Origin of the sequence: Kiloniella laminariae DSM 19542, from assembly GCF_000374005.1 — a bacterium.
GTDB lineage: Bacteria > Pseudomonadota > Alphaproteobacteria > Kiloniellales > Kiloniellaceae > Kiloniella > Kiloniella laminariae.
This window is the reverse complement of record NZ_KB893134.1, coordinates 118,828-144,185: the sequence shown is the minus strand read 5'-3', so window position 1 is coordinate 144,185 and position 25,358 is coordinate 118,828. Positions and strand designations below refer to the sequence as shown.

Here is a 25,358-nt window from a genome sequence, read left to right as displayed (position 1 = left end):
CTACAGGTAATTCAATCTCAAGGCGCTCGGGGTAATAAACCTGTCCTGATTTGGCAAGCCCCTTTATCCGGAAATCTTACCCGGAAAAATGGCACAACTTGTTGAACCGCCTGTATTCTTAACCTGTGGCGTCTCTTCTTTCCGCAACAGATTTTGGCAACAGCAGATAATAGCTGCCCCTTTGTTTCATCCCGCCTGCCTGCGCCAGCGCAGCCTCACCTGGCCCCCAGAAAAAATCTCCCCGGATTGGTCCGCGAATGGCGCTGCCGGTGTCCTGGGCGACCATCAGCCGTTGCAGCGGCCTGTCAGAGCCCGGCCAGGTGGTGTCGAGCCACAAAGGCACCCCCAGCGGCATATAGCGAGGGTCAACCGCCAGCGATCGGGCAGGGGTCAAGGCAACCCCCATCGCTCCGATCGGGCCGTCTCCCTCGATCTTGCGGAAAAAGATAAAGCGCTTGTTCCGGTTCATAATCTCTTGCGCCTGCTCCGGGTTGGCGCGCAACCAGTCCCGGATCGACTGCATGGAAACCTGGTCTTTTGGCAGCACCTTTTCATCAATCAGTGCCCGGCCAATGGCATAAAATTTGTGCCCGTTGTTGCCGGCATAGCCAACCCGGATGACCTGGCCATCGGGCAGGGTGACCATGCCGGAGCCCTGAATATGCAGAAAGAAAACATCAACAGGGTCATCAGCCCAGAGTACTTCTACAGCCTTATTATCCAGAACACCTTTTTCGATCTCGATCCGGTCATGATAGGGAAGCAGACGGTTGCCTTCCACGCGTCCGGCCAGAACCGTTCCCTTGAGCTCTTCATCAAAATCGCTCAGCTTGACCGAGACCAGATCCTGCGGCAGGCCATAGAGCGGATATTTATAAGTTTCGTCGCGAAGCAGTGATCCCTTGAGCTCGGCTTCATAATAGCCGGTAAAGGTGCCCTCGGTATTGTCGTTGTTGTAAACCTGATAGGGAACAAGATTTTCTTCCAGCCAGATCGAGAAATCCCTTTTGTTCCCGGCGCTCGCCATAAAGCCCGTCAGAGAATGGCAAAGCGGTTTCCAGTCTGCGGCTGTGCCTGCCACGGCATCGGGGCCGACAGCCTTGCTGTCCGGCCAGCGCTGAAAGCGTTCACAGCTTCGGACCAGGGCCGGGTAGGCTTCCTGCGTCTGGTCATCCTGCCAGCCCGGCAGGGCCGAATAGTCAACCCGGAAGAGGGAAAGCTTGTCTTCCTGGGCAGCCCCGGAGGAAGGCGGAGTTACCTGGTCTTTCTGTTCACAGGCAGCAAGGCCAAGAACAACCAGGATCAGGCTGGCCCGGCGTGCCCAGCCAGCGCCGGAAACAACGCTGGAAGTCATCATCGAAATAACGGATTTTGGTGGAAAAGAATAATCAGCAGCCGACAACGGAATCCCCCCAGAGCAACGCTCTTGTCTTCGGATTGGAAAAGCAGTTCCGGGAAGTCTAGTTGGGGCTGCGGGTTTCGACCAGTAGCCAATTTGGGTTTTTGTTCCGGGTATCGCGGGCAAAGCTCCAGATATCAGTGACCTTGGCCACGTGATTGGAATCTCCCTCGACGACACTGCCGTCGGCATCCCGGGTTACGTTCACCTGCTGCGAGACAAATTTCACCGTGACAACAGCGTAACGACCCCGCATTTCAGCATCGACAATGTCCGCATCGGAAATACCGACCAGGACAGTCTCATGGGTCTGGTTTGCCGCTTCCCGGTCATCAATCGCCGTTTGAAAGTCCCGATAGACCTCATCCGCCAGCAAATCCCTCAGGGTATTCTTGTCACCAGAGGCATAAGCCGACACAATCATTTCAAAAGCGGTTCCGGCCCCCTGGACAAACTCTTTTGAATTAAAACTGCGATCCTGCTTCTCGATCTCGGACAAGCCTGCTGCCAGTGCAGAATCCGCTGGCAGAATATCATCGGCCATCTTGCCACCATGCAGAGAGCTGGCATGCACTTCCTTGACCGGTTCGCGTTGTGAATCACCAGAAGAATCAGCAAAGGCGCTGTCTTTTTCCTGCGGACGCCCGCGCGGAGGCAAGTTAACGACATTGTCCTTGGAACTCTGGTCATCAACAAAAGAGTCCTGGCCGGGTCTCTTTTCAAACCCGGTGCGTTTTCCCAGGGTGCTGCGAAGACGCAAGACCAGAAAAACCGCAACAGCTGCGAGGAGGATTATTTCAAGAACCGGGAAACCGTTACCCATAGGTGATTATGTTCCAATAAATATTGACCAACTACTGGCTAGAGGCCCGTACAGCCCCTATATTCATAGTCATCTTACCTACTTTAAATAAGCAACTGCTTAAGAAAGAGCAAGTATGGGAATTGTTTTCCTTTTTCTTTTTATCGGGATTCCGCTGCTGGAAATTGCCGTCCTGATCCAGGTCGGCGACCAGATCGGTCTCTGGAGTACCATCGGCCTCATCATTCTGACTGCGGTGATCGGGACCTGGATGCTGAAAAGACAGGGGCTTGCCACACTTGCCCGCGCACAAACCCAATTGAATCAAGGGGCAATCCCGGCCCAGGAACTTTTTGACGGCCTTTGTCTGCTTGCTGCCGGTGCCCTGCTGCTCACCCCTGGCTTTGTTACCGACAGTATAGGTTTCAGCCTGTTGCTCCCCCCTGTGCGCGAACTCCTGCGCAACACCCTCGGGCAGAAAATCTTCGCCGGTATTCAGCAACAGAGCTTTTATCGTCAGGGATCAGGCCCTCAAGGTCCGACCCAGGCTGGCAGCTGGAACAAAGGCGACGACACGGTTATCGATGGCGATTATCAGGATGTAACCAAAGACGGGGCAGAACAAAATCCCGATCGCCTTAAATAATTGGCCACTAGATAACAGTTTTCTATGAAAAAAACGAATCACGCGGTATCAATATTTTTGATGCCGCGTTTTATTTTGCTCAAGACAGTTTTTCCCAGGTTAAGGGCGTAAATAATAAGATCTCTTCATTACACACACTTTGCACACACACTGCTTTTTTTGTGGTAAGATGCACCTGACAGCATTCATTTTCACACACACCACACACACATCATGTCAGCAGAAAATAGCTTCTTTTTAGAAAACCGGGAAATCAGGCTTTTCAAACGACGGGACCGAACTTCGGTTTGTTGGCAAGCTGAGTTCAAAATTCCCTGGCGCAGTAGGCCAATTGTCAAAAGCACGCGGCAAAAAAATCTAGAAGCCGCCAAACTATGGGCCTTAAAGGTCTATCCAGTTATTGTGGGGGACAATGAACGCCAGATACAATATGACCTGGCCGAAAAACAGCTATTGATACAGAAGTTTAAACCCCGAATCAGAGATGCAAAACACAAAGTACAGCAAGAAATCATGTTGAGAGTCCTGCAACTGATCGACAGTAATCATGCCATCTCTCAACGTGCCATATCGGACCAGCTCAAAGTTTCCATTGGCGTAATAAACAGTTACTTTACCTTGGCCACAGAGAGCGGGTGGATCAAAAAAGTTACCTCTCATCAGCACAAGACTTTTGGCTATATCTACTTTCTTACCGAAACCGGATCTCGCCATATGGATCAACTGATCCAGGCACTTCTCCAGAATGGCCTCTCCCTGTTTAACGAGATCAGATTGGAATACGCCGAACTGGTCAAACAGGCCGAAGACAAGCACTGGCACAAAATCTTACTCGTCGGGCGCGGAAATCTGGCGGATATTGCCCTGTTAGAGCTTCAAAAATCCACTTTGCATCTGTTTTCTGTACTGGACCCTGATGCAACGGAACATCAATTAATAACGGCCTTACAGTCTTGCGACGCTGTTATCGTCGCCGATCCCGATCAAGCAATACAAACCAGTCGAAAGCTGGCAAAGCTGATTTCACCGAACCTTATCCTGTTACCAACCCTCTGAATTTGAACTTATACAAACCTTGCCCCGTTAATATTCCACAGCCAGGTCCGGGGTGATTCTAGCAGAAAGATACTTTTCCCTTTCGATTTTCGAACATTAAATTCTCTGTTTCGAGTTTCGAACATTGAGAACATTACTGACTTCAAACGATGATATCCCATAAGAAAATCAAGAAGTGACAGGTCCTTAATTCTACCGATCACCACTCGAAAATAATCCTGACAGCTATCGCCCCAATATATTGATACCAGGGGCTTCAAGGGATAAATGGGAAAAACACATGTCAGATAACAGAAACGATACTCTATCCCGACGCGATCTGCTCGTATCCGGGGCTGCCATGACCGCTGGAGGCTTGGCGCTCTCCTCACTGGGATCAAAACAGGCTCGTGCAGAAGCCCCCCAAAAAGGCGGCACATTACGCTTGGGGATGGCAGGAGGCGCCACGACGGATTCACTCGATCCAGCAACTCTCACTTCGCACATGCCAACAAATATCACCTGGCAACTTCGAAACAATCTGGTGGAAATCAGCCCAAATGGCGAAGCTATTCCGGAACTGGCTGAAAGCTGGGATGCCAAAGCAGGTGCCCGGACCTGGGTGTTCAATCTCCGCAAAGGCGTAGAATTTCACAACGGTAAATCGCTGGTTGCCGAAGATGTTGTCTACTCCCTGAACTATCATAGAGGGGAAAATTCCAGTTCTGGTGCCAAGGGTCTGGTCACGTCTATCGTAAATATCAAAGCAGATGGACCCCACCAGATCGTGATCGAACTGGAAAGTGGCAATGCAGATCTTCCCTCACTGCTGTCCGACTATCATCTCCAGATTGTTCCTGCGGGAACCACTGATTTCAGCGATGGGCAAGGAACCGGCGGCTATCAGCTTCAATCTTTTGAGCCCGGGGTTCGCGGCCTAACCACCCGAAATCCGAATTACTGGAAAGAGGGTCGTGCCCATGTCGATGCTATTGAAACCCTTGGAATAGCAGATGTAGCGGCAAGAACTTCCGCATTGCAGACAGGTCAGGTTGATCTGATCAACAAGGTTGACCCAAAAACTCTTGGTCTCTTGAAAAGAGCAAAAGGTGTCAGGATTCTTGCTGCTAAAGGTGGGCGCCATCTTCCGTTTCTGATGCGCACCGATACCGCCCCCTATACCAACAACGATCTACGCCTGGCCCTCAAATACGCCATTAACCGTGAACAGATGCTGCAGACTATCCTTCGGGGCTATGGACAGATTGGAAATGATCACCCAATTCCCATCACCGATCCCTTCCATGCCAGTAATCTATCGCAACGTTCCTACGATCCGGATAAAGCGGCCTATCACTTCAAAAAAGCCGGGATGGAGGGTCAGGAAATCACCATTCACACTTCTGATGCTGCCTTCGAGGGCGCCATTGATTCAGCCGTGTTGTTCAAAGAAAGTGCCTCAAAAGCTGGGATCAGCGTAAATGTCCAGCGCGAACCTGCGGATGGCTATTGGTCCAGTGTCTGGATGCAAAAACCCTTCTGCACCTCTTACTGGTCTGGTCGCCCTACCGCCGACAGCATGCTGTCTGTAGCTTATAAATCCGACGCTGCCTGGAACGATAGCTTCTGGAAAAGAGCTGATTTTGACCAGTTGTTGATAGATGCACGAGCTGAGCTGGACAGCCAGCGTCGACGCGAAATGTACCACGATCTGCAAAAAATGATTCAAGAAGATGGCGGGGCAATAATTCCGGTATTTGCCGATTTCCTCGATGCAGGACGCGATCATGTCAAAGGTTACGCCGGCTCACCTGATGGTCATCTCAGCGGTGACCGTGCAGGTGAACGCGTATGGCTGGACAGTTAGAATTCCAGCTCCCTCAGCAAGCCTGGTCCCCACGGTTTTTACCGTGGGGGCGCTTTTTTAGATAATTGATTTTATTAATAAACCGAGATTTTGATGCAGCTGGTAAGTTACAATATTCAATATGGTAAAGGCCGGGATGGAATCTTTGATCTTTCCCGTATTGTCGACCAGGTAAAAGGGACGGATCTGATTGCGCTTCAGGAAGTTGAAGTAAACTGGAAACGTAGCGGACTGGTCAATCAACCGGAAGAAATTTCAAAATTGTTGCCGGGTTATTACTGGAGCTACCATCCGGCCTTTGATGTCGGGGCAAATTATGCGGATCAGGACGGAATTATACACCATAACCGCAGGCAGTTCGGCTGTATGATTCTCTCCAAACGTCCGATCCTTTCGACCAGAATGCATCTGCTTCCTAAAATTGCCTCGCTTAGTCACTACAACAGTGAAACAGGTATACTCGAGGTTCTGGTAGAAACAGATATTGGCCCAGTCGCCTTCTGTTCTCTGCAATTGAGTTCCCTCTCCACCCGAGAACGGCTGCTGCAAATTCGCTCATTACTCGATTTTCACCAGCGCCGCCACCAGCACGGCAGTGTCTGGACCGGCCCCCCCATGGTTCGAAACACAACCGATTGGTCTAATGGAGAGGTTTCTACAGGTCACAGCACCGCAGCAATTTATTTAGGCGACTTCAACCTTGAGCCCGTCGGACCGGAATATGAAATGCTGGTTGGCCCGTTAGATCCTTTTTATGGTCGGGTACTCTACGAGGATAGCTTGATTGATTGCTGGGAACTGATTCACGGGCGCGAGAAATCCGGCACAACCTATCCCCAAAATGCAGAGTGCAGCCGGGATATGCGACTGGATTACTGTTTTGTCACCAGTAATCTGGGACAAAGGGTCAAAGATACTTTTGTAAACCTTCAGGCGATTGCTTCTGACCATCAACCGCTTTTTGTCACAATGGATCTATAGCAAGTTTTCCCATTTCGTTTATCAGATTTATCTCCACTTTATCGAACAGCCCATAGAAGCGATCTGGTTTTCCGGGCCCTTGCCTCCTTGGGCAACCGCGAGCATGGCTTCGCGCAATTCCCGGCGTGCATCAGGCACCACTCTGGCGGTTGAGGCATCCAGTCGCCCCCGGTACTGCAGGCCCAACCCGGCGTCGAAACCGAAAAAATCCGGTGTACAGACGGCATTGTACTGACGGGCAACTGATTGATCTTCGTCGAGAAGATAGGGAAAGGTAAAACCGTGTTGCGCAGCAAAGATTTTCATGTTCTCGGGCGAATCTTCCGGATAGTCATGATAATCGTTGGACATGATCGCGGCGACAGCTATGCCGTTCTCCTGCAGCACCTTGGCGTCTTCTACCAGAAACGAGACAATCGCCTTCACATAGGGACAATGATTACAAATAAAGGCCAGAAGAGTACCTTTTTCACCTCTGAGGCTCTCCAGACTGACGGTCCTGTCCTCAAGGTCTTTCAGCGTAAAGGAAGGGGCTTTCCAGCCAAAGTCGCAAAGGGGTGTCTGTAAAAGCATGGGCCTTCTTTCTGTTCATCAAAAGCTCCTTCCCGAACCCGCAAGGATCAAGTGAAAAAAGCAACCAACCAAGAACTGATTGTTTTCCCGGGAAAGACAGAAGTATATTCTTATCCTGATTTAAGACAAATCCACAGATTGACCTGTGCCGGAAACAAAACGGCCCGGGCGGGAGATCTGTCTGCACTGGCAAAACAACATCAAGGAAACCGGATGTACCTTCTCAGACATGGACAGTCCCAATTCAACGCCAGTTACACTACAACAAGGATTGATCCAAACATTCCGGATCCGGAATTAACCGACGAAGGCCGCGATCAGGCCAAAGTCGCTGGCGAGGAACTTGCCGACAAAAAAGTTATCACCAGAATTATTGCCAGCCCCTATACCCGGGCATTGCAAACGGCCCAGATCGTCGCGGATATCCTGGCTTTACCCATTGAAATCGAACCCCTGGTGCGCGAACACGCCTTTTTTTCCTGCGATATCGGCTCTCCGGCTTCAAAACTCTCCCGGCAATGGCCTCATATTGATTTTGCCCATCTGAACGAGCACTGGTGGCCGGACCTTGATGAAACCGAACAGCAGGTCAAACAACGCTGTCATCTCTTTCAACAAAAAATGATCGCGCTGGAAGACTGGTCAAAAACCCTTGTTGTCAGCCACTGGGCCTTTATCCGCGGCCTGACCGGGCATGAAATCGGCAACGGCGGCCTGATTTCTATTGATCTTCCAGGTCTGGTTATCCACACAGAAAGCTGAGTACAACGCACGACACCAACAGGGAAATGAAAAACAGGGTTTGACGGCGCGCTTCGCCAGATTTCTTTCATAAAAAGAACAGGAAAACACTGGATTCTACTGTTGTTTAGGCGCTAAATCCATGCTAGCCAAACAGGCAAACATATAGGGAGAATTTATTTATGGCTGAAGAAACAACAGCCCAGCAGCAGCCTTTGGCAATCAAGATGCAGTTCATCAAGGACATGTCCTTCGAGAACCCCAACGCACCAATGATTTATCCAATGATGTCCGGCAAAGCACCCCAGCTTGATATCCAGGTTGATGTCAGCCCGACACAGCTTTCCGACACCGCCTACGAGGTTGTCCTCAACGTGCGCGGATCAGCCAAGGTCGAAGACAAAACAGCTTTTATGATTGAGCTCGATTACGGCGGGATTGTTACCCTGGCCGAAGGTCTTGAGCCACAGATCATCGATCTTCTGCTGATGGTCGAGACACCCCGGTATCTCTTCCCCTTTGCCAGAAACATCGTCGCGGACATCACCCGCGATGGCGGCTTCCCGCCGCTGATCATGAATCCGATCGACTTTCACCAGATGTTCCTGCAGCGCCGCAACGAAGAAGCCGCCCAACAGGCTAACGAAGCCATGGCAGCTGACGAAACAGACGCCAAGGCAGAAGACAAAGCAACGGAAACAGCTTAAATCCGATAGCGTTTCAGAACTTAAAATGGAAAAGGGCGGTCCTGGTGACCGCCCTTTGACTATCTTGTAAAACTCATGGTCCAGTTAACTTCCCACGTCTGTCCGTTATCAGGAGAAAACGCCTGCTCCCAACAAGGTGATGCCGTGGTCATATCTCTCCAGACAAAACGAACCTTGATCGCTTTTCCTTCAAAAATATCTTCCGCATAAAAAAGACCAATCCCATCGCTAAATCCCCCCACAACCGGGACATCCAGATCATGCGGTTTCCGTCCATCAAGCCACCATATCGCCCAGAGTTTTGTCGATGGGTCATAACTGCGTAGAGAAATCGCACGGTAACGCCCATCAGGAAGTTCAAGAATATTGTCATCAATATTCCCCAGACCGCCCAAAGTCAGATGCGCAGTCGTCTGACCAGAAAATTCCTCCCAGTCTTCAGCCCCTGCAAGGCGGGTTTTAAGACGGCGATGCTGCACCTTCCATGCCCCCGCAAGAAAGTTGAATTCCGAGCCAGGTTTTTGGGTCATATTTTGAGATCCTGTCAGTTTCGAATTACCTCTGATTGATCCTTTTCGGCGCTTTTTTCCGGAACCAATCACGATACATTCTTGGTTTTTTTGATACAAAACCGAAACTAACCGCATATACTTGTCAGATAATGTCAGGTTTTAAGAGAGTCATAAAAATAAATGCGGGCTTCCAGACTTCTTTCTATTCTCATGCACCTGCAAAAAGGGCAGGTAACTGCAGAACAGCTTGCTGTCGAGCTGGAAGTATCAGTCCGTACGATTTACCGTGACATGGATCACCTGAGTTTTGCCGGAGTGCCAGTCTATGCGGATCGGGGAAGGACAGGAGGATTCCAGCTGCTTGACGGATGGCGCATGCCGCCAACAGGTTTGACCGGGATTGAAACCGAAGCACTGCTGCTCTCGGGTCTGCCTGATCAGGTCAGACAGTTGGGTTTGCAGGCGGCATTACTCAGAGGACAAAACAAGCTGTTTGATGCCTTGCCCGAAGCTCAACGCGCCCTTATTGGCAAGATATCCGCCCATGTGCATGTTGACCCGGTTTCCTGGTTTGGAATCGCTGAACCGGCGAGCAAACTTCATGAAATTGCCAATGCCGTCTGGAATTCCCGTCGGATCCACTGCAGCTATGAAAGCTGGCGCGGCTGTGTCACACGCACAATCAACCCGCTTGGTCTCGTGGTAAAAGGCGGTACATGGTATCTCGCAGGCCTCACAGATGGTGACGAGAGGATCTACCGCGTTTCGAAATTTCGCAAAGTTGACCTGTTGAAAGACAACTTTATCCGGCCCAGTGGTTTTAATCTGGCCGATTTTTGGCAACAGGCTGTAAGGCGGTATGAGACAAACATCTATCAGGCCACAGCAAGATTACAACTTACCCGTAATGGCCTTAAACGTATCGGTGAACTGAGCGCCTCTGTTGCACAGGCAGCTGAAGAGAGCTGTCACGGTCCAGATTCAAACGACTGTTTTATCGTCTCGATACCGATCGAGTCTATACTACAGGCCTGTTTTGACCTCTTACGCCTTGGTTCGGACTGTCAGGTTCTGGATCCGCCCGAGCTGGTCGAACACATCAGGGAAGAAATTGATTGTTTAAGCAGAATCTATAAAAATTAGTGTCCGGAAGCTTTGTAGAATTGGTACGTTTCTTGCCAGCCTTATTTTTTCCACAGGGGATCACTGAGCAGACCGAGCATAGCTTCATGCGCCGCCAGCTCTTCTTCGGATATCGGGTGCGGGCGGGCTTCGCGGATTTTTTTGCCCGAGGGCAGGGTGAGGGACCCGCTGCCCCCCGCCCCGGCGTTTTGTCCCTTGCGGCTTTTTGCGCCGAGATCAAAGCCATGCTGCCGTCCCCCGCGCAGTTCCAGATAAACCTCTGCCAGCAGTTCACAATCGAGCAACGCGCCGTGGTAGGTACGGCTTGAGTTATCAATTTCAAAACGGCGACAGAGCGCATCCAGATTCACCGGGGAGCCCGGGAAAAGTTCGCGGGCAATGATAACGGTATCAATCGGCTTGTTTTTAAGCGACGGTTTTCCGGCCCAGCGCAGCTCGCTGTTGAGGAACTTCATATCAAAGGGCGCGTTGTGGATTACCAGCGGATCTTCACCGATAAAGTCCAGAAACTCGTCAGCGACAGCTGCAAAAAGCGGTTTATCCGCCAGAAACTCGCTGCTGATGCCATGGACCTTGAAAGCACCCTCCGGCATATCGCGTTCAGGGTTGATATAGAGTTGCAGCGATTTTCCCGTCGGCAGGTTCTGATAGACCTCCAGACAGCCGATCTCGACAATGCGGTGACCCTCTTCGGGTTTGAACCCGGTGGTTTCGGTATCGAGAATGATTTCACGCATAAAACAACTTCCGTATTCTAAAATCCTGAACGTCAGAAAATGACGTCAATTAAGCAAGTGAACGCGACAACCAGGGCAGAAACCTTCGGTTTTTCTGCCCTGGCAGACCTTGTGGGCTTTGCGACAGCGCAAGCAGGTTACGAATTGTCAGAAGCGTGTGCCTTCTTCCCAGTCCTGTCGCGACAACAAAATCAGCCCGGGCCCGTTTTTCCAGATCAGAAACCTGCTTTTGCACAATAGAGGCAAACTTTTCTCTGGTCATTCCGGCACGCGACAGCACCCGCTGCTGTTGCAGGAATCCGGGGCAACTGACCACCAGCACCGCATCACAAAAGGCATCACCCCCTGTTTCATAGAGCAGAGGGATATCCAGCACCACCAGCCTGTGGCGCAACAGGGCTTGCCGTGTCAGGAAAGCCTGCATTTCCCGGCGGACCAGCGGGTGGATAATCTGCTCCAGTTGTTTCAGTTTTTCCGGCTTGCCCAGAACTTCGTCCCCCAGCTTTTTGCGATCAACCCCTCCTGAACTGACCGCTGCTGGAAAAAGGGCGGCAATGGCGGCAACTGCGGTGCCCTTATGGCCCATCAGCCTGTGTACGACAGCATCGGCATCGTGCACCGGAATACCAAACCGGCGAAACATCGCGGCCGCCGTACTTTTGCCCATGCCAATTGATCCGGTCAGTCCCAGGATAAACATCAGCTTTTCCCCTGCCTGTCTCTGCAGGTGTACTCAGGAACAGAAAAATCCGCCAGATCAGACTCAGATCGCAAGAACAAACTTCCTCAATTCTTCGTTTACCACAGGTTTTGCGCCAAACCAGGCTTCAAAGCCGGGGCGGGCCTGATGCAGCAACATGCCCAGTCCATCCACAACCGGATTGCCCTGTTTCTGTGCCAGCGCCAGCAAGGGGGTAATCAGCGGGGCATAGACGATGTCTGTCACCACAGCGGATTGCGGCAAGGCAGACAGATCCAGTTCCAGCGCGGGCTGCCCGGCCATGCCCAGACTGGTGGTATTGACCAGAAGGTCGGCAGATTCCAGGGCAGAGTTTCGTTCTTCCCAGTCTAAAACCCTGATCGTCCCGGTCTGGTCTTTACACAGATCCTCAGCCAGCGCCTCGGCCCGGCTTCGGGTCCGGTTCAGCAGAACAATGTCGCGAAGCCCCGCATCCTGCAACGCGGCAATCACTCCACGGGCCGCGCCACCCGCGCCCAGAACAACAGCCTTCGCCAAGCTGAAATTGAGACCGGGGGCATTCTGGCGCAGGTTTTCAATAAACCCAAAGGCATCGCTGTTTGAGCCTATGGCCTTGCCTTCCCTGAAGACAATCGTATTGACCGCACCGATACGGCGGGCGAGGGGGTCCACCTCGTCACAGAACTGCAGGGCGGCTTCCTTGTGCGGCACCGTGACATTCACCCCCTGAAATCCCGCAGCCATCAAACCTGTCAGAGCCAGATCAAAAGACTCAGGTTCAACCGCCAGAGGCAAATAGGCCCCGTCGATCCCGAGCTGTTCCAGCCAGTAACCGTGCAGCTGGGGGGATTTTGAGTGTGATACCGGCCAGCCGACAACCCCGGCCAGACGGGCTTTTCCGGAAAGAATCATCAGGCCAGTACCTCGTTATGTCGTAAAAAAGTCAGAAGCGGCAGCAGCGGCAGCCCGAGAATGGTAAAATAGTCGCCCTGGATCCGCTGAAAAAGCTGAGCGCCCAGCCCTTCCAGCTGATAGGCCCCGACCGACTGCAGGATCTCTTCTCCGGCCGCATCAAGATAGCGGGTGATAAAGTCAGGGTCGAGGGCGCGCAGGGTCAGCGAAGCGGTTTCGTTATGATGCCAGAGGCGCTGGCCATCCTTGACCACACAGACAGAACACTGCAGCTGGTGGGTTTTGCCCGCCAGAGCCTTGAGATGCGCGGCGGCGTGGTCGCGATCAACCGGCTTGTCGAACCAGATCCCGTTGCACTCCAGCATCTGGTCGGCCCCGATGACAAAACAGCCCGGGTTTGACAGCGACACCTTGCGCGCTTTCAGCTCCGCCAGTGTTTCCGCCACCTGCAGCGCCGTTGCGCCTTCCTGCTTCAGGGCCTCCTTGACTGCTTCTTCATCAAGGGCGGCAGGCAGGAGTTTTGCCAACCGGACACCCGCATTTTCCAGCAGCTGTTGCCGGGCGCTGCTTGCCGAGGCCAAAATGACTTCAGTCTGATTTGTTCCTTTGAAATCAGCGGGTTTATTCATCGCCGATACCGATATGGCGGTGGTAGTACTTGATGATGGTTGCGGCGGTTTCCTCGATCGAACGCCGGGTCACGTCAATGATCGGCCAGCGGTTTTCGTTACAGAGCTTGCGCGCGATCTTGACCTCTTCCTTGATCGATTCAAGGTGGACATAGTCGGTTTCCTCCTCGTTCGAGATCATCTTCAGGCGGGTACGGCGGATCTGGACCAGACTGGCCGGGTCTTTGGTCAGCCCGACAACAAAGGGTTTGGTCAGGCTGTTAAGCTCCACCGGCAGCGGGCAGCCCGGCACCACCGGCACGTTTGCTGCCTTGAAACCGCGGTTAGCCAGATAGATACAGGTCGGGGTCTTGGAAGTCCGCGACACCCCCAGAATAACAATTTCGGCCTCGTTGAGATTTTGCGGCAGCTGGCCGTCATCGTGGTTCAGGGCAAAGTTCATCGCCTCGATGCGGTTGAAATATTCGGAATCCAGCGCGTGCTGCAGCCCGGGTTTACCTGACATCTCGAGATTGAAATAGCTCGCCAGCGCGTGGATCACCGGGTCGAGCACCGGGATCGACGGCAGGCCAAGACGGCGGCACTCGCGGATCAGGATATCGCGAAGTTCCTGATTTATAACGGTAAACAGAACCGGACCTGGTTTCTCGCGGATCTGGACCAGCACCTTTTCCATCTGCCCTTTGGTCCGGATCAGGCTCCAGACATGTTCGACCGGTTCCTCGACCTTGAACTGCACCATGCAGGCACGGGCAACTGAATTGATGGTTTCACCCGTCGAATCAGAAACGAGGTGCAGGTGGGTCTGTGTCATTATCCGGTCCCGGCTGTTTACCCAAAGTGTTTGCCCGAAGGTTTGCTCTCTTGTGATCATACATACACATTCTGGCGGAATCGGGAAACCCAGAGAAATTAAACAGAGAAATCTAAACCAGAGAACGAAGTCCAAGAATCAAACCAGTGAAGCAAACCCGAAAATCATATCAGTGAAGCAACAGGCAGATCATCAGGAGGATCAATATCTTATGTGCATAAAGCTGCGGACGAAGGTGAAAACTTTGTGGATAACTATCCCCTTTTATCCCCAGCCGGCTTTTCTACACACGCTGTCCCCCTGATGATACCTCGCTTTATGCGACAATTCGCAGCAATACCCACAGCTGTGCAAAACTTGTACAAGGACTCCGGCAAGAAAAAAGTTATCCCCATGATTCACCTAATCTTGTGGATGAATATGACTCCGTGAGTCCTGACGAGTCGCTCGAAAAGATCCCGAAAGAGACTCACAGAAAAACGAAATTGATCAAACGAGGCCTTGAAGCTTGCGGACAAGTTATGAATAAGTGACTAATCCCCGTGACTCACAGGGATCTACAACAACTACAAATAATTACTATTACTAAGTATAGTATGAGAGATAACCCAAAGCGCGAGGTTCAATAAGACCGTGAAAACCGAAAACAAGCTCATGATCCGTGCCCTGAAGGGGGAGAAAACCGAACGCACACCCGTGTGGCTTATGCGTCAGGCAGGCCGGTTTCTTCCCGAATATCGCAAGACACGCGCCAGTGCTGACGGTTTTCTCGATCTCTGCTACAGCCCCGATCTAGCAGTTGAGGTAACCCTGCAGCCGATCCGCCGTTTCGGATTTGATGCCTCGATTGTTTTCAGTGACATTCTGGTCATCCCTCACGCTCTGGGTCAAAAAGTCTGGTTTGAGGAGGGGGTCGGTCCCAAACTTCAGCCCCTCCAGTCGATCGCTGATCTCGAGAAACTAACCCTGGACAATCTCCACAGCCATCTCTCCCCAGTATACGAAACCCTTGGTCGCCTGCGCGAAGATCTGCCAAAGGAAACCACATTGATCGGCTTTGCCGGTGCTCCCTGGACAGTGGTCAGTTATATGATCGAGGGCGGCTCCTCCAAGGATTATGCCAAGGCCAAAACCTGGGCCTATTCAAATCCGCTGGAGTTTGACCGCATCATCGATCTTGTAGTCGAGGCAACAACGCTTTATCTGATCAAACAGATTGAAAGTGGGGCTGAAACAGTCCAGATTTTTGATTCCTGGGCCGGTGTCTGGCCAGAATTTGCCCTGAAACGCTGGTGTCTCGAGCCTTGCAAAAAGATCATTTCCGGCATTAAGGCGGTTTATCCCGATGTCCCGGTTATTCTCTTTCCACGGGGCGTCGGAGACAGCTATCCGCTTTTTGCCAGAGAAAGCGGCGCAGACGCTCTTGGTCTCGACACAACTCTTTCTCCCCTCTGGGCCAGAGACAACATCCAGTCCCACGTAACAGTCCAGGGCAACCTCGATCCCCTGTTACTGGTTGCAGGCGGCAGCATGCTCGATCAATCGATTGACAGCATTCTCTCTGCCTTTACCGATGGTCCCTTTATTTTCAACCTGGGACATGGCATTCTGCCACAAACACCAATCGAGCATGTTGAACAGATGCTCAAACGCATTCGCGGATAAACAACAATCACGTCAGGGCAGGATAGAAATGGGTGGCTTTCTGGGAGATTTTTATCTCTGGATCAAAGCAATACATATAATGGCTGTCATCTCCTGGATGGCAGGCCTGTTCTATCTTCCCAGATTGTTTGTCTATCATACACAGGTGCCGGCAGGGTCTGAACGGTCGGAAATTTTCAAAGTCATGGAGCGGAAGCTTTTTCGCTTCATCATGACACCCGCAATGGCAGCAACCTGGATCTTTGGAATACTGCTGGTTCTGAATATCGAGGCCTATCGGGAAGGCTGGTTTCATGGCAAGCTGCTTTGTCTGCTTGGCATGCAGGCATTCCATGGCATGTCATCAAAATGGATGAAGAACTTCCAGTTTGATAAAAACAATAAAAGTGAAAAATTCTTCAGGCTTGCCAATGAAGTACCGACTCTCTTGATGATTGCCATTGTAGTACTTGCTGTGGTAAAACCCTTTTAAGTAATAAATAAAAGTTGTTTTCCGCAGTGATCCTTTTCAGAGAAGCCTGTCTTTTTTCCTGACAAATACTTTTCTCTGAAATTGACAAGCCTTTTGATGTTTGTGCTTTAATTCCCGAGTAAAGATCCAGAGAAGCAGGCCTAAATTCGGAAAATAGCTGGAATTCTTTTACTTGACTTCTTTTTTGAGGTACTATAATCCACGCCGCATAACGAATACGGGCATGTTCTTTGGCCCGCTATCCCGTCCTTACACGTGACATGGTATTAGATCGTTGAGGTCCCCTGCAGATGCGGCGGTTTTCCTTGCGCTATTCAACTTTTATGTTACGTCCCTTCATCCCGTTCTTTTTTACGACTGAACCAACCTTTTCTGTCATATGAACCTACAAGATCTCAAAATTAAAAGTCCTGCCGAGCTGTTAAAACTCGCAGAAGAACTTGAAATCGAGAACGCCAGTACCCTGCGCAAGCAGGACATGATGTTCGCTATCCTCAAGCAAATGGCCGAGAACGATGTACCTATTTTTGGTTCAGGTGTTCTTGAAATTTTGCAGGACGGTTTTGGTTTCCTCCGCGCACCCGAATCAAACTATTTGCCTGGCCCGGATGACATCTATGTCAGCCCCAGCCAGGTCAGACGCTTCGGACTGCGCACCGGGGATACAGTAGAAGGCCAGATACGGGCACCAAAGGACGGAGAGCGCTATTTTGCGCTTCTGAAAGTTAACCAGATCAATTTTGACCAGCCGGAAAGTTCCCGTCACCGGATCAATTTTGACAACCTGACCCCGCTCTATCCGGATGAAAAAATCAATCTGGAAATCGACGATCCTACCAAAAAAGACATGACAACCCGGGTTATTGACCTGGTTGCTCCTCTGGGCAAAGGCCAGCGCGCACTTATTGTTGCGCCGCCACGAACCGGTAAAACGGTTCTGATGCAGAATATTGCCCACTCCATTGCGACGAACCATCCCGAAGTCTTCCTGATTGTTCTCCTGATTGATGAACGCCCGGAAGAAGTTACCGATATGGCCCGCTCGGTCAAAGGCGAGGTTGTCAGCTCGACCTTTGATGAACCGGCACACCGCCATGTCCAGGTAACCGAGATGGTTCTTGAAAAGGCAAAGCGCCTTGTGGAACACAAAAAGGACGTCGTTATCCTGCTTGATTCCATTACCCGTCTGGCGCGGGCCTACAACACCGTTGTTCCCAGTTCTGGTAAAGTTCTGACCGGTGGTGTCGATGCGAACGCGCTACAGCGCCCTAAGCGCTTCTTTGGGGCTGCACGTAACATCGAGGAAGGTGGCAGTCTGACGATCATCTCTACGGCTCTGATCGATACAGGAAGCCGTATGGACGAAGTTATCTTTGAAGAATTCAAGGGAACAGGTAACTCCGAGATCGTTCTCGATCGTAAATTGGCCGACAAACGGACCTTCCCGGCAATTGATATCGGTAAATCCGGTACCCGTAAGGAAGAGCTGCTTGTCGACAAGGGCACGCTTTCCAAAATGTGGGTTCTGCGCCGTATTCTCATGCCGATGGGAGTTACTGATTCTGTTGAGTTCCTGGTCGATAAGCTGAAGACATCAAAAAATAATGCTGATTTCTTTGATGCGATGAACCAGTAGGAACTCGGGCTGACCCGTAAGGTTTCCACAAATAAAGAAGGACCGTAAATCAGATTTTACGGTCCTTCTTCTTTTATATTAAACTGACACTTCTTTTAATGTTGAGGTATCATGATTGTTGAGCCGGTTGTCTTTCTGGCTTCAAGATCCTGATGGGCTTTGCCTGCTTCAGACAGGGGATAGCTCTGGTTGATATCAATCTTGACCACTCCGGATGAAACAACAGAAAAAAGCGCCTTGGCAGAGGCAACAAGATCACTGTGAGTTCCCGTGTAGTGAGCCAGACTTGGTCTGGTCAGATACAGGCCACCCTTTTGATTGAGGATAAGCGGTTCAATCGGTGGTACAGGCCCGGAAGCATTGCCAAAGGTTACCATGGTTCCGCGGACTTTCAGACAATCAAGCGACCCCATAAAAGTATCTTTACCAACGGAATCATAGACAACATTGACGCCCTTGCCCGCGGTAATTTCTTTTACTCTTTCGACAAAATTTTCGGTTTTGTAATTGATTGTATGATGACACCCCTTGGAACGGGCAATGTCCGCTTTTTCTTCGGAACCAACAGTACCGATAACAGTTGCACCCAGATGATTGAGCCACTGACTGGCAATGGATCCTACGCCCCCTGCGGCGGCATGTAACAGCACTGTATCCCCGGCCTGTACGCAGTAAGTCCGACGGATCAGATACTCGGTGGTCATGCCTTGCAACATCATTGATGCGGCCTGGTTATCACTAATTCTTTCCGGAATAAGGATAACCTTGTTTGCAGGAATTAACCTGTGTTCGGCATAGGATCCAACCGGTCCAGTACCATAGGCGACACGGTCTCCAACATGAAAATCCTTCACGCCGGGACCAACAGCTTCTATGATCCCTGCGGCTTCAAGACCGATACCTGATGGGAGACTGGCCTGAGGATAAAGTCCTGTCCGATGATAGACATCAATAAAGTTGAGTCCTATGGCAGTTTGCTTCAGACGGATCTCTCCGGGACCTGGCTGGCCAACTTCGACAGTTTCGTATTTAAGAACTTCTGGTCCACCATATTCGTGGAAGCGAATTGCCTTCGTCATTTTCTGACTGTTCCTTGGTTTCTCGGGGTAAATTTATGATTCTATAAATCTTGGTTACCTTATCATAGTCCGGGCAGGGAGGGCTGGTTTTCCTCGAAAATCTTCACACCCTCCAGGGCAAGAAGCTCAAGTTTGGAACTGGTTCCCTTGCCCCCGGAAAATCCCCCCAAACCCTTGTTTTCGGCAATAATCCGGTGACAGGGGATTATGATGGGAATGGGATTTGCCCCACAAGCTCCCCCGACTGCTCTGGCAACAGAACCTACTTCCCTGGCAATATCACCATAGGTTTTGAGCTCTCCATAGGGGATATGATAAAGGGACTCCCAGACATTTTTTTGAAATGAAGTCCCTTTTGGATTAAGAGGAAGCTTGTCAAAATTCTGTCTCTGGCCCTGGAAATATTCGAGAATCTGTTTTTTGCATTCAAGCAATAAAGGCGTTTCATCTCTGTGTAGATCATCTGATCCATCAAGCCAGATAAGCGAGACAATCTTCCCGTCATCTTCGGCTATATCCAGATAGCCCTGGGGTGAAGAAAACGACAAGTGATACATGAGCACATCCCGGCTAAATTATCAGGCCACTACTTTTATTACAGTTTTGCATGCTTAGCCGTTGAATCAAGCAGAACCTAAAGGTATCACCATTTAGCTGGGTCTATTATTGTTTCACTGGCCAGAACTGAGGTCAGAATTGAAGGAATTTTTTGTGAACAAAAATAACAGTAACATTACCGGGCAGAATCCAGGGCAGAATCCAAGACAGAATCATGGGTGGAATTCTGAGTGGAATCTTGGGTGGCTTCTGGTTTGTAATTTCCTGGTTATTACTGCGGTTTTCCTTCTGGCAGAATATGATTTTAAAACCCCTTGGGATGAAGCTGTTTTCCTGTTTTTAAACGGATCGCTTCAAGAGGGAAGGGACGTTTGGAACAATTACTGGGCTTTTACCAATAGCCGGATATTTGATAGTCTCAGCGCTGTTTTTCTTGGCGGATGTTGTTTGTTTTATCTTGTCAAAAACCGGGAAAACAGTTTTGGAGAAAGGTTCTCCAGGGTAATTTTGGTGGTTATTTCTGTTGCTTTGGTCATGCTGGTTATTGCACGGGGATTTAATGATTATCATCATCCCAGTCCTTCACAGCTTGTGTCACCCTTTACCGATATAAACGAGCTTGTCAGTTGGATTGAGGTAAAAACCGGAACAAGAAAATCTTTTCCCAGTGATCATGCAGCCGTTTCTTTTATCTGTTTTTTAGTAATGGGCCGTCTTTTTGGTCGCAGCTACGGGTTGGTCCTGTTTCTGTTCTGTCTGGTCAATGCAACACCGCGTATGGTTGGAGGCGGTCACTGGTTCGGAGATATCTGGATTGGCGGAACCTTATTGTCTCTCTTCATTTACTCCTGGACGGTATATACACCTTTGCTGGCTGTTATCCGTGGGTCGGTCGCTCGCTTGTTTAAACTGGGAATATTCGCAAGGCTGGTTCAAAATTGGCCGTGATTTCTCTGTTTCAGATTGTGTTTGGTTTCTGATCAGAACTGGATTTTGATTCAAATTAAGGAATGAGGATGTTTCACGGGAAACAATTTCGAAACAACTTTTCTTGATTTGGCAAAGACCTCTGGATGATTTTTGAACTTACAACAGCTTTTAGGTCGTTGTTCCGGGATGGCTCATGTATCATTCGGGTGAACAATCCATATGGTTTCTGCCGTCTGGATTTTGTCTGAAAAAAACGGGGAGAATTCTGGTGAAATTCACAGTAGACGTTGACTGTACTCCAGAAGAAGCACGCAGGTTTCTCGGGTTGCCGGACGTTACCGCTCTTCAAGAAGAGGCTATGTCTGAAATTCGCAAACGCATGCTTGATGCTATTCAAAAATCCGATCCGGAAAGCCTTATGAAAGCCTGGATGCCGTTGACAATGCCAGCTGGTATGCCCGGTGCCATGCCGGGTGCCATGCCTGATGCGATCCCGGGTCTTGAACAGATGCAAAAAATGTTTTGGTCCCAGTTTGCCCAAGCCGGGGATAACAAGACTTCCAAAGATAAAACATAATCTCTTGCGAGGTACTGGGAGAACTGCTTGCTACAGCAGCAGATCTGACGGTTTTTGTCGCAAGGAAAGTACTTTGACGGTTTCAGTCCCTTTGCCTATGGTGCCCCTGTCTGGATTATAGGAATTCTAATCATTATGGCATCAGATACGATTTATGCCCTTTCAACTGCGCCGGGCCAGGCAGGAGTTGCTGTTATCAGGATTTCAGGCAGGAATGCAGGGATGATCTGGAACAAGATGACCTCCCGGCAACCCGAACCGCGTACGGCCAGTCTGGTAAAGCTGGCTGACCCGGAAGATGCTTCAGAAATTGATCGCTGCCTTGCCTTGTGGTTTCCTGCACCAGCGAGCTTTACGGGCGAGGATGTTGTTGAACTCCATCTTCATGGGGGCAGGGCTGTGGTCAATGGAGCGATCTCAGGCTTGGCTAAACTCCCGGAGTTTCGTCCGGCAGAGGCCGGAGAATTTACCCGGCGTGCTTTTGCCAATGACAAGCTTGATCTGACCGAGGTCGAGGGACTTTCCGACCTTATTGCAGCTGAGACTGAAGCCCAGCGAAAACAGGCTATCCGGCAGATGGATGGGGAACTTTCCCGCCTGATCGGAAGCTGGAGAGAAAAGCTTGTCCGGACACTTGCTTACCTGGAAGCGGAAATAGATTTTCCGGACGAAGAACTGGAAGAGGGGATTTCCGAGCAGGTTAAAAACAATATTTTGAGATTACAGTCAGAAATCAATCAACATTTGGATGATGGTCATCGCTTTGAAAGGCTGAGAGATGGTTTTTCAATTGCCATTATTGGCCCACCGAATGCTGGAAAATCTTCTTTGTTGAATGCTCTGGCGCGTCGGGAAGTTGCCATTGTTTCCGATATTGCAGGGACGACCAGAGACGTGATTGAGGTTCACCTTGATCTTGCGGGTTATCCGGTAACTCTGGCAGACACAGCTGGTCTAAGAGAGCTTGAAGAGGCCAGTGATAATAATATCGAGCTCGAAGGCATGCGTCGGGCAAGGTTACGAGCCGAGGCCGCTGATTTCAGACTGGCCGTTTTTGATCTTGCGGCAAGCCAACAGCTTGACCCGGAAACACTTCGTCTCCTTGAGCGCGGTGACGGTCTTGTCGTTTTGAACAAAACGGATAAGCCAGATGATAAAAACCCGGATCTTGTGGCGGAATTATCCGACTTTGAAGTCCGGAAAATATCTGCCAAAACCGGAACCGGTATTGATGAACTTATCAAACGTCTTACCGATGAAGTTGTGACAAAGCTTGGTAGCGCAGGGGCTTCTGTGGGAATAACCAGAGAACGTCATCGCAAGTCTTTAATCGATACTTCCGATGCCCTTTCGCGCAGTCTTCTCGCACCCTTACCGGAATTGTCAGCCGAAGACTTAAGACTGGCAACACGTCATCTTGGCAGAATTACGGGGAAAGTTGATGTTGAGGATCTTCTGGATGTAATTTTCCGTGATTTTTGTATTGGAAAATAAGTCAGAATGGCTTAAAAGCTGGGGACATTATCTGACTCGGCCTTTGATGTTTCACGTGAAACATGAGCTGTTAAATAAATGTTCGGCGAGTCAGCTACTTAAGAGACCAACCTGAAGTTACCCTGGAACTGTAAACCAGTTCAGATGATGACCTTGTCTCTTGCCCTACTTTACCTGGTAATAAACGCTCTATGAAAAGTGATCTGTTATGCAGAACTATGATGTGATTGTTGTTGGCGGTGGCCATGCCGGTACCGAGGCCGCTGCCTCTGCTGCCCGGACCGGGGCGAGAACACTGCTTCTCACACATAAAAAATCGACGATCGGTGTTATGTCCTGTAATCCGGCTATTGGCGGGTTGGGAAAGGGTCATCTTGTTCGCGAGATTGATGCTCTGGACGGATTAATGGGCAAGGCAATTGACCGTGGCGGGATTCAATTCAGGGTTTTGAACCGGAGCAAGGGTCCTGCGGTCCGGGGACCCCGTGCCCAGGCTGACAGAAAGCTCTATCGACTTGCGATACAGGAGCTGCTCGCCGAGCAATCAAATTTGACAATTATCGAGGCTGCGGTCGAAGATCTTCAGCTGGATAATAATAATCACTGTTGCGGGGTAATCACTGCTGACGGAACGGTTTATCGTTCTGGCTCGGTCGTGTTGACAACAGGTACTTTTTTACGCGGCCTTATTCACCTTGGAACAAAACAGATTCCGGCAGGAAGGGTAGGGGATGAACCTGCTCTCGGACTTTCTGCAACCCTGGAACGATTTGGTTTCACCCTCGGGCGTTTGAAAACCGGCACACCAGCCAGGCTTGATACCCGGACTATTGATTATTCTTCCCTGGAGGTTCAAGCCGGGGATACGCCGCCGGAACCCTTTTCCTATTTGAATAAATCTATCAGTCAAACTCAGATTCCCTGCCATATTACCTATACCAATCCGCAAACCCATGCCGTGATCAAGGCAAATATTCTTCAGTCCCCGATGTATTCCGGACAGATTGCCAGTAAAGGGCCAAGGTATTGCCCTTCAATTGAAGACAAGGTTGTTCGTTTTGAAGAGCGGGAGCGACATCAGATCTTTCTTGAACCGGAAGGGCTGGATGATATCAACGTCTATCCTAACGGGATTTCGACTTCTTTGCCTGAAGATGTCCAGGCAGCATTTTTGAAAACAATACCGGGTTTGGAAAAGGCTGTAATCCTTCAACCGGGTTATGCCATCGAATATGATTATGTTGACCCTCGTGAGCTTAGACCAACGCTGGAAACTCTGAAAATTCCGGGACTGTTTTTTGCCGGACAGATTAATGGAACAACCGGATATGAAGAGGCGGGCGCGCAGGGGCTTCTTGCCGGGATCAATGCCGCTCTTAAAGCATCAGGTGCTGAAAGGGAATTTGTTCTTGACCGGGCTGATGCCTATATGGGGGTGATGATTGATGATCTGGTTAGTCTCGGTGTCTCAGAACCTTATCGCATGTTTACGAGCAGGGCAGAATACAGATTAAAACTTCGTGCAGATAACGCCGATCAGCGTTTGACAGATATCGGTAATTCTATTGGCTGTATCGGTTCTGAGCGACAACAGATATTTGCAGAAAAGAAAAACAAGCTTACCGAAGCACGCCGCTTTGCCGAGACAAATGCGGCAACACCAAACCAGCTTAAAACTCATGGCATAACAGTTAATATGGATGGTCAGCGTCGCAGCGTTTTTGATCTGCTTCGCTATCCCGATGTTACGCTTGCACGTTTGTCTGTGATCTGGCCTGAATTATCCAGCTATGATCCGGCTGTTATTGAACAGCTTGAAATTGACGCCAGTTATGCTGGATACATTGAAAGACAGGATGCGGATATCAGGGCTTTTCGTAAAGATGAGGCTTTAAAGTTGCCGCGTGATTTTGACTATGCCTCGGTGCCAAGCCTCTCTACAGAAATTATACAGAAGCTGACACAGTCTCGTCCTGAGACACTGGGGGCGGCAGCCAGAATTTCTGGGGTCACTCCGGCTGCGATTGTTGCCCTCCTGAAATATGTAAGACGTATGGATAGTTCTGATGTCGCCTGAAAATTTTAAGTCCGAAAATTTTAAGTCCGAGAAATTTGGATTTGAGGATTTTAAAAAGCTTGTTCCTGTTTCACGTGAAACAGAAGACAAGTTGAAATGTTATGCTGACCTGTTGGTAAAATGGAACAAAGCGATCAACCTTGTTGGCCGGGACACAATATCAGATCTCTGGCGTCGTCATTTTCTGGATTCAGCGCAGTTAGCACAGTATTTTCCTAAAATTTCATCTCAAGAGAATAACTCAAAGCCGGTAATTGTAGATTTTGGCAGTGGTGCTGGTTTTCCAGCAATAGTGTTGGCTATCCTTGGAGTAGGGGATGTCCATGCTATGGAATCTGATATTAAAAAATCTACTTTCCTCCGCGAAGTTTCACGTGAAACAAATACACCTCTAACAGTCCATAATCAGCGTATTGAAAAAATCACCCCGTTTGCGGTGAATTTTTTTACGGCGCGGGCTTTTGCATCACTTGATAAGATTATCGATTTTGCTCAACCCTTTATCGAGGTTTCTTCGCGTGAAACCCCTCCAGAATTCCTTTTGTTGAAGGGGAGGTCCGTGGATCAGGAATTGACCGAAGCGGAGAAAAAGTGGAGTATGTCTTTGTCGAGGTACAAATCTTTGTCTGATTCAGAAGCAACGATATTACGCCTCAAACTTCTATAAATTGG

At 50.0% G+C, this 25,358-nt stretch carries 26 protein-coding genes; 15 read left to right on the top strand and 11 right to left on the bottom strand.

Annotated elements, in window-relative coordinates; genetic code table 11:
• Positions 1-118: 118 nt before the first annotated feature.
• Together mltA and B152_RS0100685 are read right to left on the bottom strand one after the other, a co-directional pair.
• Positions 119-1,402 (bottom strand): murein transglycosylase A, encoded by a 1,284-nt coding sequence (gene mltA, locus B152_RS0100690; protein WP_020590443.1) that lies wholly within the window; start codon positions 1,400-1,402, stop codon positions 119-121.
• Between the two features lie 58 nt (positions 1,403-1,460).
• Positions 1,461-2,222, bottom strand: coding sequence for a Tim44/TimA family putative adaptor protein (locus B152_RS0100685; protein WP_020590442.1), 762 nt, complete (start codon positions 2,220-2,222; stop codon positions 1,461-1,463).
• 115 nt (positions 2,223-2,337) lie between these two features.
• Here B152_RS0100685 and B152_RS21935 point away from each other — a divergent pair, with 115 nt between their 5' ends.
• The 4 genes from B152_RS21935 to B152_RS0100665 all read left to right on the top strand — a co-directional run bounded on the left by B152_RS21935 (position 2,338) and on the right by B152_RS0100665 (position 6,730).
• A complete protein-coding gene (locus B152_RS21935; RefSeq protein WP_020590441.1) occupies positions 2,338-2,847 on the top strand; it encodes an FxsA family protein in 510 nt (169 codons plus the stop codon).
• A gap of 513 nt (positions 2,848-3,360) precedes the next feature.
• Positions 3,361-3,903 carry a winged helix-turn-helix transcriptional regulator gene (locus B152_RS25920; protein WP_157230763.1) on the top strand — a complete coding sequence of 181 codons (543 nt, stop codon included), beginning with the start codon at positions 3,361-3,363 and terminating at the stop codon, positions 3,901-3,903.
• Between the two features lie 280 nt (positions 3,904-4,183).
• Positions 4,184-5,749 carry an ABC transporter substrate-binding protein gene (locus B152_RS0100670; protein ID WP_020590439.1) on the top strand — a complete coding sequence of 522 codons (1,566 nt, stop codon included), beginning with the start codon at positions 4,184-4,186 and terminating at the stop codon, positions 5,747-5,749.
• Between the two features lie 93 nt (positions 5,750-5,842).
• Positions 5,843-6,730 carry an endonuclease/exonuclease/phosphatase family protein gene (locus B152_RS0100665; RefSeq protein WP_020590438.1) on the top strand — a complete coding sequence of 296 codons (888 nt, stop codon included), beginning with the start codon at positions 5,843-5,845 and terminating at the stop codon, positions 6,728-6,730.
• A 27-nt stretch (positions 6,731-6,757) separates the two neighbouring features.
• On the opposite strand, the gene B152_RS0100660 is transcribed toward B152_RS0100665, so the two are convergent.
• The gene (locus tag B152_RS0100660) at positions 6,758-7,303 is read right to left on the bottom strand and encodes a thioredoxin family protein (protein WP_020590437.1); all 546 of its coding nucleotides are present in this window, start codon (positions 7,301-7,303) and stop codon (positions 6,758-6,760) included.
• A 213-nt stretch (positions 7,304-7,516) separates the two neighbouring features.
• Here B152_RS0100660 and B152_RS0100655 point away from each other — a divergent pair, with 213 nt between their 5' ends.
• Both B152_RS0100655 and secB read left to right on the top strand, forming a co-directional pair.
• A complete protein-coding gene (locus tag B152_RS0100655) occupies positions 7,517-8,065 on the top strand; it encodes a histidine phosphatase family protein (RefSeq protein WP_026261155.1) in 549 nt (182 codons plus the stop codon).
• A gap of 161 nt (positions 8,066-8,226) precedes the next feature.
• Positions 8,227-8,751 carry a protein-export chaperone SecB gene (gene secB / locus B152_RS21930; RefSeq protein ID WP_020590435.1) on the top strand — a complete coding sequence of 175 codons (525 nt, stop codon included), beginning with the start codon at positions 8,227-8,229 and terminating at the stop codon, positions 8,749-8,751.
• 59 nt (positions 8,752-8,810) lie between these two features.
• Here secB and B152_RS0100645 read toward each other — a convergent pair whose 3' ends face one another.
• The gene (locus B152_RS0100645; RefSeq protein ID WP_020590434.1) at positions 8,811-9,281 is read right to left on the bottom strand and encodes a hypothetical protein; all 471 of its coding nucleotides are present in this window, start codon (positions 9,279-9,281) and stop codon (positions 8,811-8,813) included.
• A gap of 162 nt (positions 9,282-9,443) precedes the next feature.
• Between B152_RS0100645 and B152_RS0100640 the strand changes: the two genes are divergently transcribed.
• The gene (locus B152_RS0100640; protein ID WP_020590433.1) at positions 9,444-10,406 is read left to right on the top strand and encodes a helix-turn-helix transcriptional regulator; all 963 of its coding nucleotides are present in this window, start codon (positions 9,444-9,446) and stop codon (positions 10,404-10,406) included.
• A 41-nt stretch (positions 10,407-10,447) separates the two neighbouring features.
• Here B152_RS0100640 and dnaQ read toward each other — a convergent pair whose 3' ends face one another.
• The 5 genes from dnaQ to B152_RS0100615 form a co-directional block, all read right to left on the bottom strand.
• Positions 10,448-11,143, bottom strand: coding sequence for a DNA polymerase III subunit epsilon (gene dnaQ, locus B152_RS0100635; RefSeq protein ID WP_020590432.1), 696 nt, complete (start codon positions 11,141-11,143; stop codon positions 10,448-10,450).
• Between the two features lie 49 nt (positions 11,144-11,192).
• Complete coding sequence (gene coaE, locus B152_RS21925; protein WP_020590431.1) at positions 11,193-11,843, bottom strand: dephospho-CoA kinase; 651 nt, start codon at positions 11,841-11,843, stop codon at positions 11,193-11,195.
• A gap of 63 nt (positions 11,844-11,906) precedes the next feature.
• Positions 11,907-12,755, bottom strand: a complete 849-nt coding sequence (locus B152_RS0100625; RefSeq protein ID WP_020590430.1) for a shikimate dehydrogenase — start codon at positions 12,753-12,755, stop codon at positions 11,907-11,909.
• Positions 12,755-13,384 carry a Maf family protein gene (locus B152_RS0100620; RefSeq protein WP_020590429.1) on the bottom strand — a complete coding sequence of 210 codons (630 nt, stop codon included), beginning with the start codon at positions 13,382-13,384 and terminating at the stop codon, positions 12,755-12,757. Before B152_RS0100620 ends, B152_RS0100625 begins: the two co-directional genes overlap by 1 nt.
• Entirely contained in the window at positions 13,377-14,198 is an 822-nt protein-coding gene (locus tag B152_RS0100615) for a pyruvate, water dikinase regulatory protein (RefSeq protein ID WP_033405471.1), read from the bottom strand. The genes B152_RS0100620 and B152_RS0100615 overlap by 8 nt, the downstream gene beginning before the upstream one ends.
• A gap of 633 nt (positions 14,199-14,831) precedes the next feature.
• Here B152_RS0100615 and hemE point away from each other — a divergent pair.
• The 3 genes from hemE (at position 14,832) to rho (ending at position 17,971) form a co-directional block, all read left to right on the top strand.
• On the top strand, positions 14,832-15,863 hold the full coding sequence (hemE, locus tag B152_RS0100605) for a uroporphyrinogen decarboxylase (protein WP_020590426.1): 1,032 nt from the start codon (positions 14,832-14,834) through the stop codon (positions 15,861-15,863).
• A 28-nt stretch (positions 15,864-15,891) separates the two neighbouring features.
• Positions 15,892-16,335 carry a protoporphyrinogen oxidase HemJ gene (hemJ, locus tag B152_RS0100600; protein ID WP_020590425.1) on the top strand — a complete coding sequence of 148 codons (444 nt, stop codon included), beginning with the start codon at positions 15,892-15,894 and terminating at the stop codon, positions 16,333-16,335.
• 379 nt (positions 16,336-16,714) lie between these two features.
• Positions 16,715-17,971, top strand: coding sequence for a transcription termination factor Rho (gene rho, locus B152_RS0100595; protein WP_020590424.1), 1,257 nt, complete (start codon positions 16,715-16,717; stop codon positions 17,969-17,971).
• A 95-nt stretch (positions 17,972-18,066) separates the two neighbouring features.
• On the opposite strand, the gene B152_RS0100590 is transcribed toward rho, so the two are convergent.
• Positions 18,067-19,050 carry a quinone oxidoreductase family protein gene (locus B152_RS0100590; RefSeq protein WP_020590423.1) on the bottom strand — a complete coding sequence of 328 codons (984 nt, stop codon included), beginning with the start codon at positions 19,048-19,050 and terminating at the stop codon, positions 18,067-18,069.
• A gap of 62 nt (positions 19,051-19,112) precedes the next feature.
• The gene (locus B152_RS21920; protein WP_020590422.1) at positions 19,113-19,607 is read right to left on the bottom strand and encodes a methylated-DNA--[protein]-cysteine S-methyltransferase; all 495 of its coding nucleotides are present in this window, start codon (positions 19,605-19,607) and stop codon (positions 19,113-19,115) included.
• A 511-nt stretch (positions 19,608-20,118) separates the two neighbouring features.
• On the opposite strand from B152_RS21920, the gene B152_RS26575 reads away from it, so the two are divergent.
• The 5 genes from B152_RS26575 to rsmG all read left to right on the top strand — a co-directional run bounded on the left by B152_RS26575 (position 20,119) and on the right by rsmG (position 25,353).
• Complete coding sequence (locus tag B152_RS26575; protein ID WP_342664220.1) at positions 20,119-20,556, top strand: phosphatase PAP2 family protein; 438 nt, start codon at positions 20,119-20,121, stop codon at positions 20,554-20,556.
• A gap of 250 nt (positions 20,557-20,806) precedes the next feature.
• Positions 20,807-21,115: a DUF6489 family protein gene (locus B152_RS0100575; protein WP_026261153.1), complete on the top strand. Its 309-nt coding sequence runs from the start codon at positions 20,807-20,809 to the stop codon at positions 21,113-21,115.
• A gap of 135 nt (positions 21,116-21,250) precedes the next feature.
• Complete coding sequence (mnmE, locus tag B152_RS0100570; RefSeq protein WP_026261152.1) at positions 21,251-22,609, top strand: tRNA uridine-5-carboxymethylaminomethyl(34) synthesis GTPase MnmE; 1,359 nt, start codon at positions 21,251-21,253, stop codon at positions 22,607-22,609.
• A gap of 208 nt (positions 22,610-22,817) precedes the next feature.
• Positions 22,818-24,686, top strand: coding sequence for a tRNA uridine-5-carboxymethylaminomethyl(34) synthesis enzyme MnmG (gene mnmG / locus B152_RS0100565; protein WP_020590418.1), 1,869 nt, complete (start codon positions 22,818-22,820; stop codon positions 24,684-24,686).
• Positions 24,676-25,353 carry a 16S rRNA (guanine(527)-N(7))-methyltransferase RsmG gene (gene rsmG, locus B152_RS0100560; RefSeq protein WP_020590417.1) on the top strand — a complete coding sequence of 226 codons (678 nt, stop codon included), beginning with the start codon at positions 24,676-24,678 and terminating at the stop codon, positions 25,351-25,353. The genes mnmG and rsmG overlap by 11 nt, the downstream gene beginning before the upstream one ends.
• Positions 25,354-25,358 lie beyond the last annotated feature (5 nt).